The 12,310-nt window shown below is 43.8% G+C and carries 13 protein-coding genes; 7 read left to right on the top strand and 6 right to left on the bottom strand.

The genetic code is table 11. From position 1 onward, the window contains the following. Nucleotides 1-37: 37 nt before the first annotated feature. Nucleotides 38-1,153, top strand: coding sequence for a helix-turn-helix domain-containing protein (locus A587_RS0112140; RefSeq protein ID WP_232288061.1), 1,116 nt, complete (start codon nt 38-40; stop codon nt 1,151-1,153). Here A587_RS0112140 and A587_RS0112135 read toward each other — a convergent pair. Then, nucleotides 1,150-2,109: a hypothetical protein gene (locus tag A587_RS0112135; RefSeq protein WP_017217819.1), complete on the bottom strand. Its 960-nt coding sequence runs from the start codon at nt 2,107-2,109 to the stop codon at nt 1,150-1,152. The two genes, A587_RS0112140 and A587_RS0112135, sit on opposite strands and share 4 nt — an antisense overlap. 37 nt (nt 2,110-2,146) lie before the next feature. Then, nucleotides 2,147-2,917 carry an NAD(P)H-dependent oxidoreductase gene (locus A587_RS0112130; protein WP_017217818.1) on the bottom strand — a complete coding sequence of 257 codons (771 nt, stop codon included), beginning with the start codon at nt 2,915-2,917 and terminating at the stop codon, nt 2,147-2,149. 91 nt (nt 2,918-3,008) lie between these two features. Here A587_RS0112130 and A587_RS0112125 point away from each other — a divergent pair, with 91 nt between their 5' ends. Continuing rightward, nucleotides 3,009-3,914 carry a LysR family transcriptional regulator gene (locus A587_RS0112125; RefSeq protein ID WP_017217817.1) on the top strand — a complete coding sequence of 302 codons (906 nt, stop codon included), beginning with the start codon at nt 3,009-3,011 and terminating at the stop codon, nt 3,912-3,914. Here the strand turns inward: A587_RS0112125 and A587_RS0112120 are convergent. Further along, on the bottom strand, nt 3,895-5,244 hold the full coding sequence (locus tag A587_RS0112120; protein WP_010370728.1) for an MFS transporter: 1,350 nt from the start codon (nt 5,242-5,244) through the stop codon (nt 3,895-3,897). The genes A587_RS0112125 and A587_RS0112120 overlap by 20 nt on opposite strands. Before the next feature lie 314 nt (nt 5,245-5,558). Between A587_RS0112120 and A587_RS0112115 the strand changes: the two genes are divergently transcribed. After that, nucleotides 5,559-5,762 carry a hypothetical protein gene (locus tag A587_RS0112115; RefSeq protein ID WP_017217816.1) on the top strand — a complete coding sequence of 68 codons (204 nt, stop codon included), beginning with the start codon at nt 5,559-5,561 and terminating at the stop codon, nt 5,760-5,762. A 117-nt stretch (nt 5,763-5,879) separates the two neighbouring features. Here A587_RS0112115 and A587_RS0112110 read toward each other — a convergent pair whose 3' ends face one another. Next, nucleotides 5,880-8,432 carry an Ig-like domain-containing protein gene (locus tag A587_RS0112110; protein ID WP_017217815.1) on the bottom strand — a complete coding sequence of 851 codons (2,553 nt, stop codon included), beginning with the start codon at nt 8,430-8,432 and terminating at the stop codon, nt 5,880-5,882. A gap of 197 nt (nt 8,433-8,629) precedes the next feature. On the opposite strand from A587_RS0112110, the gene A587_RS0112105 reads away from it, so the two are divergent. From A587_RS0112105 to A587_RS25175, 3 genes are all read left to right on the top strand, one after another. Next, entirely contained in the window at nt 8,630-9,103 is a 474-nt protein-coding gene (locus A587_RS0112105; protein ID WP_017217814.1) for a VOC family protein, read from the top strand. A 243-nt stretch (nt 9,104-9,346) separates the two neighbouring features. Beyond that, nucleotides 9,347-9,514: a hypothetical protein gene (locus A587_RS25180; protein ID WP_017217813.1), complete on the top strand. Its 168-nt coding sequence runs from the start codon at nt 9,347-9,349 to the stop codon at nt 9,512-9,514. Nucleotides 9,515-9,624: 110 nt separating this feature from the next. Then, complete coding sequence (locus A587_RS25175) at nt 9,625-9,786, top strand: hypothetical protein (protein ID WP_017217812.1); 162 nt, start codon at nt 9,625-9,627, stop codon at nt 9,784-9,786. Between the two features lie 72 nt (nt 9,787-9,858). Here A587_RS25175 and A587_RS0112090 read toward each other — a convergent pair whose 3' ends face one another. Beyond that, the gene (locus tag A587_RS0112090) at nt 9,859-10,875 is read right to left on the bottom strand and encodes a CDP-glycerol--glycerophosphate glycerophosphotransferase (RefSeq protein WP_017217811.1); all 1,017 of its coding nucleotides are present in this window, start codon (nt 10,873-10,875) and stop codon (nt 9,859-9,861) included. 114 nt (nt 10,876-10,989) lie between these two features. Continuing rightward, nucleotides 10,990-12,027, bottom strand: coding sequence for an NAD(P)H-dependent flavin oxidoreductase (locus A587_RS0112085; RefSeq protein ID WP_026000980.1), 1,038 nt, complete (start codon nt 12,025-12,027; stop codon nt 10,990-10,992). A 100-nt stretch (nt 12,028-12,127) separates the two neighbouring features. Between A587_RS0112085 and A587_RS0112080 the strand changes: the two genes are divergently transcribed. Continuing rightward, on the top strand, nt 12,128-12,307 hold the full coding sequence (locus tag A587_RS0112080) for a hypothetical protein (protein ID WP_010370747.1): 180 nt from the start codon (nt 12,128-12,130) through the stop codon (nt 12,305-12,307). The last annotated feature ends 3 nt before the right edge of the window (nt 12,308-12,310 follow it).

Below are 12,310 nucleotides of genomic sequence, written 5' to 3'. Positions count from 1 at the left end.
TAATTTGAATGCTTTTGGTGTGGCTGTTAGAGTTTCTGTGTCTATCAATATTCCTTCAATCACCATGACTATTGAAAACTATTACCTACTTTTGCTTAGCCTATGTTGCACTTTGGTTGTTGCTCAGCTTTTTGTAAAAGAGAAAAAAGCAGCACATTTACTCTTTGCTTTAGTGTGCGGCTCGATAGCATTGGCCACGACCAAAAAGCTGACTCAAGATTCCTTAAATGGATATCAGTATTTAATTGGCATGGGCGCTTGCGTGACCTGTAATGGGTTTTGGTTGCTTGCTCGGGCACTATTTAGAGAAAAGCATGCCATTTTAAAAAGGCATGTTGTGTTTGCAATCGCCATTGCTGCCTTAGTCGTGTGGCGGCAAGGCTATTTGTTTATCGACAGTCAATTACACATGAATGCTAGCGGATTTGTTGAGTGGTTTAACATTGCGGCGTATGAGCTTGCTTTGTTGTTGTCATCTAGTGTACTCATGTTGGCATTTTGGGAAGGGTGCCGAGGATTCTCACAGTCTCAAGGGCAAGAAAAAGCACAAAGGGTGCTATTCTTATCCGCTTATTTTATTTGCGTCGCAGGCACCAAATTAGTCGAAAATCGCTTTGCCGATAATCGTGAAGTTCAAGAGTGGGCAGTGACAAGCGCAGCCATCCTCATTATATTGACGGCGCAAGTGTTACTGTATTGGCGATTTTCATCTCAACGTACAATTACATCAGTAAGGCGCGTTGAATCAAATGAACCAACACAAACCGAGGATGATATTGCGCTCCAGCAACAGGTGGAACACTTTCTTATCAAGCAAAAAGGCTTTCTCAAAGAAGGGTTAAAAGTTGCTGACTTAGCTCAGCAATTTAATGAACCTGAATACAAGATAAGCCGAGTGATACGGCAAAACCTGCAAGCGCGAAATTTCAGCCAATTGGTCAATGAGTTGAGGGTTGAGCATGCCAAAGTGCTGTTACAAGACCCCGCTAAACAGCATTGGCCAGTACTTGTCGTTGGACTGGAAAGTGGTTTTGCGTCGGTTGGACCATTTACTAGAGCATTTAAAATCGCCACGGGAACCACGCCAAATCAATTTAGAAAGCAAAATAGCCAAACGCAAGTGCTACGTGAAGCACAAGATCAACAGGCCTAATCTAGCTTAGTTAGTTTGTATTGTAGCTGCTGAATAGGTAGCTCTATCGTCTGTGGGTCAAGCTCTGGCGTAATATCACTGACCGGAAAGACGTTATCTATTTCCACCGCATTCGCGATAGCGTTAGTATCGCCATCGGATAAAAAAGTGAGTTGGGTGTAATCACTGGGCTGTAAGTCATACCGAGCCAGCGTTGCTTTTAAGTCTATGCTGTATTCGTATGCGGCTAACAGGCTACCTGCGTTATCGGTATATCTGCAGATCCGCCATTGATAGCTACTTTCGATAAACTCCAGCGCCCAAATCCCACCTTTATCTTGGATCATTTGTTGTGGTTGTTGGCAGGGCTGCGGTAGAGGCAGTAAACGGCTATGAGACCAAAGCCCCTCGTGGTTTTGGCACAATAAGTCGCCCTTACCAAGGTCGATAATATAAGAGCTTAGACCATATTGGCAAAACTGGGAAGCGGGAACGAAAAAGGGAGCGGTATGCTTGTTAAGTGCGCTAAACGCAATATAGCCCATTAATACCTCAGTATTGGTCATCCAGCCAAGATAAACATATTCATCATTTTGCCAGTTTGTTGATGCGATTTTCCCCTGTTTAATGGTGTTAGTCAGCTTGAAGTTTTCGCTTTTGCCATTAAATGTACAAGTCAAACTGCCTTGTGTAGCGTCGATGTTGCATGATTGCTGAGCTTGCTCCTGTGATAGTTGCTTAATTTTAGAGTTTGGCGTTTGATGAGTTAGCGCGGAGGTGAACCTAGCCGCAGCAGACAACTGGCCAGTTTGATCTTGTTTAAAACGACATTTAGGCTGTATCTTTGAGGAATTAAGCACGATATTACCATCAAGTACAGCAAGCTCACAGCTATTGGCTATGGTACAAGCCGTGAGCAGCATAACGCCACAAAAGGCAATCCAAGTGTTTTGCAAATCACAATACTCATCAATCATCAGCTACATCCTATAAACATAGCTGATAAGGCCTTGATTAAGCAATATGTGCAGCAATACCCGATTTTCCCATAGCGACTTCGGCTTTTAGCACTTGGCCGTTGATGTAATCGCCACTATTTTGTTTTCGGTAGGGGATTGGCTGTTCACTAAATACCTGTGTTAAGCGCTCTGACCAATTGACAATTTCATCAGCTATACGTTGATTAGGCTCGCCTTTTGCGTCGAAAATAACATGGTTTTGTAGAACGTCCATACCTGGGAAAAACAAAGTCCCGTGCGTGATCGGAAATAGTAATTCGTCCATTGTGCCGTTTATCCCTAAAGGAGAGTAATCCTCATATCCACCACCTGTGGTTACACAAATTAACGCTCGTTTTCCCTGTAAAACTCCCTCGCCGTAGCGCAATTGGTTCCCTTTGTTTTGATAACCGTAAGCAAAGCCATAGGCATAGACTCTATCGAACCAGCCTTTAAGTATGGCAGGCACGCTGTACCACCAAAGCGGAAAATGAAAAATAATTAAGTCTGCGGCAAGCAATTTTTGCTGCTCTTGAATAACATCTTCGGTTAGGGTGTTTGAGTGATATGCCTTGCCAGATGCTGCAATAATCGCAAGTGGTGCTTGTGAGTCATCTTGCGGGAAGTCGGTCTCATCAACCACAGCCTTCCATTTCATTTGGTATAGATCTGAAGTTTGAACTTGCAAACCCATGCGCGTTAAGGTTTCGACACTTGTTTTGGCGAGTGTCTGGGTTAAGGAAGTCGGCTCTGGATGTGCCGATACCACTAGTGCGGATTTGGTCATGATAAGTGCTCTGTAACGAAAAGGAGTTGTTACTATCTCTGTAATCTTGCTATAAATGAAATTGAATATTTTTACCCTAGGTATAAATTAAATGGATAGCAAAAAGGTGGACTTAAACCTGCTTCAGACTTTGGTGGTGTTACTGGAAGAGTGCAATGTGACCAAAGCGTCAGATAGGTTGAACCTCAGCCAGCCTGCAGTAAGCACTCAGCTAAGTCGGCTGCGCGGACTATTTGATGATCAGTTATTAGTCCCAATTCATAAAGGCATGCTACCAACTGCTAAAGCGCTTGCTTTGCTGCCGGAACTTCGCGCTGCGATGAAGCTAGTAAGTAACGTGTTAGTCGAGCATCAAGACTTTTTCCCAGAAACGGCCAATTTAACCTTTAAAGTGGCATGTACCGACTATTTACAGTTAGTGGTGATGACAGAGGTAATACGGCGTTTAAAAATCGCTGCGCCCAATATCAAGGTCGTGCTTTGCCACTTAAAAATAGCAACGCTTGCAGCCCAGCTACAACAGTCAGAACTCGATTTGGCATTAATGTCGCCGGAATGTGGGCCTGATTCGTTAAGATTTAAAACCTTATATCAAGAAAAGTATGTCTTGATTGGCAGAAAACATCATCCACAGCTAACGCCAAAAATGACAATCACAGATTATGTGAAGCTTGAGCATATTGTGGTGTCTTTTGAAGGAAATAGCACCTCGACATTCGTTGATTCAATCTTGCAGCAATATGGTGTATCGAGGCAGGTGATGACGTCAGTACCCTCATTTTTATTGGTACCGGAACTGGTGAGAAATACCGAGTTGGTTGCACTTATTCCAGCTCGTCAAGCGTCAAAACTCGGAGCTGATTTTACCCTCGTTGAAAATCCGATACCTGACTGTGCTTTTGATGTCGCTATGGTGTGGCACGAAGTGCAGCATCAATATCCTGCACTTCGTTGGTTACGAGCGTTTATCAGTCAGACTATGGCTGAGGTTTGTTAGTCGTTTCGTCCAGCTCCTCGGTTGGCTCACTATTTTGATCATTGTCGTCGAGTTCATCGTCGTTATCGCGAGGCGCATCTTCGTCAACGACAAGTAGCTGTTCGTGTGCTGTTTTTTCTTCGATACGCGGGTCCATGGTGGCTGCGAGCGGTGAGCTGGTAATATCAGAAGTCGCAGCCACATAGTCGCTAGGCTCTGGCTGCTCAGCTTTTTGTCTGGCGTTGATAAAGTGGAGGAGTAAAAACATAACAACGGTTAGTGCGCTTAACGAAGCGTATAGGGCTTGATGACCAAAATGGGACATGATCTGTGCAATAGCGGCCGAGCCAACGCAGGCACCTCCCCCAAACGCCACCAGCAATGCGGAAGAAACACCAACACGGTCTTCATCATCAACACGGGAGTTTGCTAGTGCCGAAGAAAGTGGGTACATGGTAAATGCAAATAACCCAAAGCCAAAAGTCAGCCAAAGACTGTAGCTTGGGCTCAGTGGCAGTAAAAATATACAAAGAGAAATCAACCCAATAAAAACAGCGTTACTGCGCAGTAAGATACTTCTGCGAACTCGGTCAGAGATAATGCCCATTGGCCACTGTGCAAGCAAACCTGCAAAAATTGTTACCGACATATACATAGCAATCTCTTCGGCATTAAATCCTGATTGGCTGGCAAAAGTCGGGGCAAGGCCATAAAAGCTGCCATTAATCACTCCGGCAAAACAGACCGCCGTAAGAGATTGAGGCACTTTTTTGAAGTAGGTAAACAGACTGACTTGAATAGGCTTAAGTGGCTTAGGGTGGATCCGCCTTGTCGTTGAAATAGGGATAATTCCAAAGGATAAGGCAACAACAATTAAAAATAGCGGCGCATAGCCAAGCTCGGGGAAGTTAGAAAGCGCAAACTGCCCAGTTACCATACCGAGGTAGGAAGTGAGCATGTAGAAAGAAAATACCCGCCCTCGCTGCTCTGGTGCCGCTTGTTCATTCAGCCAGCTTTCGAGCACCATAAAGTTACACATCATGCCAAGACCCACCACAAGTCGTAGTCCAAGCCAAAGATAGATATTGTCACTCACCCCATGTATTGCTACGCAGGCCGTCACTGCAGCTGTGCTTGCCGCAAACGCGCGAATATGCCCAACTGATTTGATCAGGTGGTAGCCTAATTTGGCACCGAGCAACAAACCCAAGTAATAAAACGAGGTAAGCAAGCCAATCCAAAACGTGCTGACGCCGTGTTGGCCTAAATAAAGCGCTAAGTAAGTGGTCAGCAGGCCTGTCCCACCGACTAAGAATAGATTTGTTAAATAAAGCGATGGAAAAGATTTCATATCGACCTTGGGATTCACTATGAATTTGCGTGTAACGCTCTAATAGTAGGGGAGAAATAGTTTATTTCCAAGCAAAAAGCTGTTGACTGTTTATCAGCCTTGTTTGTTTGTGTCGTTGGCTGATTGCTACATAGTCTAAGTTATAGGGTTATTCAGTGTGGTTCTGGCAAAAATACAGTGATAACACGCGAATGATTGAATAGTTGCTTTAATTGGGTTGAGTGTTTTTTGTTCAGGTGGTACAACTTAAGTTCAGGACTAAATTATTACGAGCTAGTTCCTGAATTTATCAATAAAACAAAAAAGGATTACCAATGAAATTAACGGTTAAAAAATTAAAGTCTTTATCTAAAAACAGCCAAACACTTGATTATGCAGCGACGCCTAATGTGGCAGGCGGTTATACAACGAGGCCTGGCACGATTGGTTGTGAAACCACGACTAAAGAGTGTGATTTAATCACCACTGCACTTTGTACAAGCGCTCGATGCGATAACTACACGACTGAAAATTGTTAGCAATTAAGTAAGCAGGAGCTGGGCAGTACCTGCCTTTATTCTTTGTATTTTATTGATTCATCAACCTGAGCTCAGAATAACGTTTGACGTAAATACCAAGCCCAGGCCAATGTAACTTTAATTTCCTCGATTCATCTGCGTTAATTTATCGCCAATGGGTTGAGAGAAGTTATAACCATCGTACTTATCCCAGTTAATCGACCATGTCATCACGCCACCAAAGTTCGGATAAGCCCTGTTGGGTTGAATAGTGCCACATCCTGTACCTTTGGTTAAACAATCTAAGGCATTGATGATATTGCCGATAGGCGCTTGACCTGAATTTGCCGACTGTGGGCCAGAAGGTAGACCAATGGCTACTTGGTCATCCCTAAGTGGCGCAAAGCGGGTGCCATCAGCAAGATCAAATCCTTCAATCAGCATTTTTGCATGAGCAACCATCATGTTCACTGAGCCCTCAGGAGCACTTCCCGGTTCGTATGGGTTCGGTAGGCCGCCATTGTTGTATAGCTGTACGTGCAGTAAATCTAATGTGTCGCGTAGCTCATTTATAAGTGGAATATAAGCGCCCCAAATACCTGAATAGGCAATCATGCCACCATGTACGTAGGGATGCTCAGGGGCCATGGTAAGTACCATATTGCCACCAATATTTTGTTCAATTTGCTTTAATGCTCTTGGCAGCCGAGCTTGGATCTGAGAGCCATGCACAAGGTTCGAGCCACTCTCTAAGTCGATATCGAGCCCGTCAAATCCCCATTGTTGAATAATACCGGTGAGGCTACTGACAAATGCCGCTTCATCGGCATCCGTATTGAGGGTAATTGTGCCTTCTGCACCACCAAGGCTTAGCACAAAAACTTTACCTTGCGCTTGTAGTGCCTGCATGTCGGATTTGAATTTTACTGGGTCGATAGGCGGGCAGTTAGAGCGAATGTCTTTTTCAAATGGTGTGAAGTGCACTGTGCCATTCGAGTTTCTATCATTTTCAGCAAAGGCAATATCGATGATGTCCCAAGCAGTAGACATCTGATCAAGTGGAATAGGGCAACCAGCTGGGTTGACAAAGTTATGCCAATAGCCAATCAGCTTGTGCTTTTTACCGATGGGTTTGTCGATGACTTGAACTGTCACGCCGCTACTGGACACCTGATCATTATTGTCGTTGGTGGCCGTGGCATAAAGTGTTTTTGTGCCGATTGAGGCCGGTGCATAACTATATTCGTAGGGTGGCGTTGCGTCTGTATTGAGTAATACGCCATCAGCATAAAACTGTACTTGTGTGATTTGTCCAACAAAAGAGGATGCTTGTGCAATCAATTGAGTGGAATTACCTAAGGTAATTTGGCTGCCGCTAGTGGGGGCGAGTAAATCAACGGCAATCGGTTTATCAGTCACATTCACTGTGATTGTTTGCTCGCTTTGATTACTTTCATTATCGACGGCAATGGCGTTTAAGCTTACCGGATTGAGGGTTGTCGGTGTCCAGCTGTGGCTAAGTGTTCCTTGATTGGCTGTGGCGAGGAGTGTGTTGTCAGCATAGAGTGACAGTGTAGCAATACTGCCGTCAGTATCTTGAGCACTGACAGAGATAGTGGTGGGCGCATTGACCAAAACAGTACCATTATTGGACGGGCTTTCGAACGTTACGGTTGGCGCGATTGCGCAGATCCCTAAGTCGCTCCATGCATCGGTCCAATACTGGCCTGTACCTGGCTCGTATGCCCACTGCGCGTTTGAGCTACACCAACCTGCGATGTCACAGCGATATTTATGATTATTATGCGCGACGAGTTCACCAGTCTGGTAATTTTGTCCAGCGCTGTATGCTCTAAGGCCTTGGCAGCCACCTCCCACTTTTGTTAACACGTCGATGGCAAGGTTTGCCTCACTCACCAAGCCTTGATTGTCTATCGCTTTTACATTTAGTTGGTTTACGCCAACTTGTTCCGCTTGGAATTGGAACTCAAAAGGAGAGGTTGTTAGGTTCGCGACAAGCTGGTTGTTCAGGCTAATTTCTACTCCCGCAATAGTACCGTCGCTATCTTCAGCTGTGATGCTGATCCTTACCATATCGCCTTGATAGAATTGCTGGCCGTTGGCTGGTGCTACAATGGATACGTTCGGTGGTAAATTTCCCCCGCCCGGTTTTACTGTGATCCGTGCTGATTGCGAACTTCCGGTTAGCCCTTGTAAATCGGTGGCAATTGCACTGATATCGTATTCGCCAAGTACTGCGCTCCAAGTGGTTTGAAATGGCGCGCTAGTATCCGTTGCGATAACTTGGCCATTTACTAAGAATTCGACATAAGCTAGGTCACCATCGGCATCATTGGCATCAGCGGAAAAAACAGCGCTGTCATTTTCGCCCAGCACAGCACCATTATTTGGGCTGGTGAGTACGACACTCGGCGTTTGACCTGACCCCGTTGCACAAGCTCCAAGTGACCGCCAGACATCATAAGGACCGGAGTGGCCTGCTGGATTGTCGTTTTGACTGTACCACTTAGCTTCATATGCTTGGTTTTGGGACTCTGTAATATCCCCTTGTCTGTATACTTGTTGTTCAGACCACAGGGTTAAATTACTACAGTCGTAGGCGTTTGCTTGGCCTGCGAGGATGAGAGCACCGCTCGTCCAAGCCAATCGTAATATAGAAGTTGGTTTCATACTGATCCCTTACATGTTGTTGTGTGTTTTATGAACAAAACCAAATTAGCATATAGGTAAATAATTCGTTAATCAACACTCGAGTAATGAGTAAATCTCATCGCTGCAATAACATGAGCATCGCAATTTTAATTCGCATATTTCAAATAATCGGCTAGGTTTAGAGGGAATTTAACGGACTTTATAGGATCCATATCATGGCGACTTCTTCAATTCCTTCCGGTTATCATTCACTCACGCCTTACCTCATTGTGGCTGGTGCAGCAAAAGCCATCGAGTTTTACCGAGCTGCTTTTGGCGCTAGCGTAAAACTTCAGTTACCTATGCCAGATGGCGGAATAGCACATGCGGAGCTGCTGATTGGTAACTCTTATGTGATGCTTTCAGATATGTGCCCTGATATGCATTTTAAAGATCCCAATGAGCTTGGTGGCACACCCGTTAGCTTGATGTTGTATGTTGACGATGTGGACACTGTGTTTGCGGGGGCAATTGACTTGGGGGCACAGCAAGTCACGCCCGTTTGTGATCAGTTTTATGGTGATAGGGCTGGAACGCTACGAGACCCATTTGGTCATATCTGGACGATTGGCACGCATAAAGAAGATCTTACAGAAACAGAGTTGCTCGCGCGTATGGCTGATTTTATGGATAAGCAACAAGATGCCTAGTTGAGATAAGCTTATCTCAGTAGATTGTATGTTTGTTGATTTTTTGTTTGTTTTTAACGGTGCGCTTTTTTGGTTCATGGTTAAAAAGCATTATTTAACATATGGTTAATTGTTGTCCTAATGAGGGGGTGAATTTTAAAGTTAATTTTATTGTTAATAATGTTGAATTTTTAATTTTTTCATGGCAGCTTAAGAATTAGTGATAAATTCTGATCACTAAACGACTATTTCAAGGAAATGATAATGAAATTAAAATTAAAAAAATCAGCGTTGAAGCAACTAGATAAAAACCAAAACCTACCTTTACAGCAAACGCCTCAAGTAGCAGGCGGTGCTGAGCCAAATACTAGAATTCCTTGCCGTTTAACGGAAACGTTGACAGGTACGGATTACGGTCAGTGCCGTTGTTAGTATAGTCGAGCAGTGTTTTAGGTTAGCCTGATGAGATAGAAAATCTACTTGTTGGACTACCAACCTTAAACAACATGATTTACAAATTAAGATTAATCAAGGATAAGAAGATGAAATTGAAATTTAAAAAAACAGCATTAAAACAATTAGATAAAAAACAAAGCCTGCCTCAAGAGCAAACACCAAACATCGCTGGTGGCGCAAATAGCCGTATTCCTTGTCGCCCGCCCTTGACGGAAACGGGTAACCAATACTGGCAGTGCGATTGTTAAAATTAGTGATAAATTAACTTGCATAAGCTCACAATTAAGTGAGCTTTTTTATTTTCGAAAAGTTACTAATATTTACTTTATCTTCATGTAATTCAGTGCTTTGCGTATTTTGTAACGTCTTAATAAATTAAGTGGTTTACGCTTTAATCCAGCAGCAATTACGGTCTCTGTTGCTGCGAGTATGCGCTCGGCGCTTTTACCATCGCGGTAAGGGTGCACTTGCTGAATATATTGCTCAATACGTTCACTTTGTGCCTCAGACAGATTAAGTGCTTGTTCAACCGCTTCAGATAATTTGCCTGCGTCGGTAATATTGATTAAGGCATCTTGAGGCTGGTGATTATTAAATGTGATAACCGGTTTACCAATTAGTAGCGACTCATCAACGGCGCTAGAGGTATCAGAAATCACCACATCGGCTTGCTGAATGAGTGGAATGAGATTGTCATTCCCGGCGATTTCAAAATCGCTGATGGTTTCAAGTTCCATGTACATCTGTTGCCATTGCTGTTTCGTCTTAGGATGAAACTTAAGTTGGACTTTGTATTTTCCTGACTCTGCTAGCTGTTTGATTTGTGAATGTAATGCTTCAAGCGACGTGAGATTAGGTGAAAAAGTGGGCGCGTATAATATGACTGGTTTTTCATTCTCTTGCTTAATGTAATCAAAATAAGGGTCGAGTTTTGGCCAGCCGGTTTCAATCACCGAGAAATAACCATGTTTTTGTGCGAGTTGGTTAAATGGCGCGGTGGTAATTGGGCCGTGAGTACAATACAAATCGAAGAAACCACGGATCCCAAAGTGACCTTTCTTTTTATATTCTAATCCGTGAAATACTTGCACTTTGGCGCCTGGAAAAAAGTCAGGAACAACGTTTCCTGGTACAAACACTGCTCTGGGATTAAACGCTTTTACGTCCTCTACGCTCAGTAACTCTGCTTCGTCTGGTGCAAGTGAACTTGAATTTACATCTTTACCTTTTAAAAACCACTTCACCACATCACCGTTAGCACGGATAGCGTTTTGGAGGGGTCTTAGAATGGCAAAGCTATATGGCTGCTCAATGTAGAAAAGATAATGTTTAGGCATTGAAAGTCACTTATAAAATCAGAGTTTATGGTCAGCACTTGAGTGGCGCAACGAGGGCCAGAGCGATATTAAGCAAGATAATACCGCTTTTACCGCATCAATACCAAACATCCGTTACTCGGCTGTGTTGTTGCCGATACGTGAATGCACCTCAGTGGCTTGAGCCAACATGTTATCCATTAAGGTTTGTACTGATTCGATTTCTCGAATTAAGCCTTGAGATTGACCAATAAACTGCACGCCATGGTCTAAATCTCCGTGGATTGTAGCGGCTTCAAGCTTTTCGGTGGCGGCTCCAAAGAGTGACAGCATCTTAATTTTATCGAATTGAGATAACAGTCCTAGTAGTAGCTTCCATAAGGGCATGTCGACCATTTTGGCGGCCTTGAATGATTTTATGGTGGCCATGAAAAAGTTCATCGGGCGGCGCGTTACCTTTTCAGCCATGGGGGTTTTCATTACTCGAGCATAAAGACCATCGAAGTTTTTGGAATAAATCGTCTGTTCAACGTCTTTTTCCACAACAGTATCTTTGACATGCTGATGCAAAGGGCTTTCTTTAGATGTTGCAAAACGAGAGCCCATCGCAACGCCCTCTGCGCCAAGTGCTAACGCGGCGATAAGTCCTCGACCATCGGCAAATCCCCCTGCGGCAATCACAGGTATATCGACAATATCGACTATGCTCGGCACTAAACACAGTGAAGTTACTTCACCACCATGGGCTGCGGCCTCATGACCTGTAACTAATAGCGCATCAACGCCAGATTTTTGTGCTGCTAATGCATGCTTTTGCGTCACCACAGTGGCAATGACTTTTCCGCCGTAAGCTTTAGCTGCTTGTACTAGCCAATCGCCTTTTCCTAAAGAAAAATTGATAACAGGCACTTGCTCTTCTAATGCGACTTTGGCATTTTCTTTGGCGCCTGGCATCATTAACGTCACACCAATACCAAAAGGCTTATCAGTGAGTTCACGAATTTTTCGTATTGCTTGGCGTGTCTCATTTTGACTGAGCGGGCCCGTGGCTAAAATACCTAAGCCGCCAGCATTGCTCACTGCCGCAACAAGCTCAGGGACAGAAATCCAGCTCATGCCGGGTAATATAATGGGTTTTTCGATACCAAATAATTCGGTGATAGCAGTTTTCATCATTGTTGTTCTACTGGTCAGATGTGTTTATGAGCATAGCTGGAATTTTGCTTGAAGTGAATACTGGTTGTAAGATACCTGTTTAGAAAGAGGAACTAAGATGAACGTAGTTATATTATTAGTGAGTTTAGTCATCGCATTGGTCGTCTTGATACCATTATTGGAAAAGTATCAGCAGCGTTTAGGGCTAGATAAAATGCAAAAATATGCCAAATATGTACTGCCTTTATTAATGGTGACGCTGATCATTAAACTTATCTACGTTTTGGTGGTTGGGTAACAA

The organism is Pseudoalteromonas sp. NJ631 (assembly GCF_000276645.1).
GTDB classification, from domain to species: domain Bacteria; phylum Pseudomonadota; class Gammaproteobacteria; order Enterobacterales; family Alteromonadaceae; genus Pseudoalteromonas; species Pseudoalteromonas piscicida.
The sequence above is the reverse complement of the archived record's forward strand: the minus strand, read 5'-3'. Positions and strand labels throughout refer to the sequence as shown.

Coding starts and splice junctions, on each gene's coding strand:
- A587_RS0112120 (WP_010370728.1), bottom strand. CDS start 5,244: ATGAAATCTTTTCCATCGCTTTATTTAACAAATCTATTCTTAGTCGGT.
- A587_RS0112115 (WP_017217816.1), top strand. CDS start 5,559: ATGAAATTAACGGTTAAAAAATTAAAGTCTTTATCTAAAAACAGCCAA.
- A587_RS25180 (WP_017217813.1), top strand. CDS start 9,347: ATGAAATTAAAATTAAAAAAATCAGCGTTGAAGCAACTAGATAAAAAC.
- A587_RS0112110 (WP_017217815.1), bottom strand. CDS start 8,432: ATGAAACCAACTTCTATATTACGATTGGCTTGGACGAGCGGTGCTCTC.
- A587_RS0112135 (WP_017217819.1), bottom strand. CDS start 2,109: ATGATTGATGAGTATTGTGATTTGCAAAACACTTGGATTGCCTTTTGT.
- A587_RS0112085 (WP_026000980.1), bottom strand. CDS start 12,027: ATGAAAACTGCTATCACCGAATTATTTGGTATCGAAAAACCCATTATA.
- A587_RS0112130 (WP_017217818.1), bottom strand. CDS start 2,917: ATGACCAAATCCGCACTAGTGGTATCGGCACATCCAGAGCCGACTTCC.
- A587_RS0112080 (WP_010370747.1), top strand. CDS start 12,128: ATGAACGTAGTTATATTATTAGTGAGTTTAGTCATCGCATTGGTCGTC.
- A587_RS0112125 (WP_017217817.1), top strand. CDS start 3,009: ATGGATAGCAAAAAGGTGGACTTAAACCTGCTTCAGACTTTGGTGGTG.
- A587_RS25175 (WP_017217812.1), top strand. CDS start 9,625: ATGAAATTGAAATTTAAAAAAACAGCATTAAAACAATTAGATAAAAAA.
- A587_RS0112090 (WP_017217811.1), bottom strand. CDS start 10,875: ATGCCTAAACATTATCTTTTCTACATTGAGCAGCCATATAGCTTTGCC.
- A587_RS0112105 (WP_017217814.1), top strand. CDS start 8,630: ATGGCGACTTCTTCAATTCCTTCCGGTTATCATTCACTCACGCCTTAC.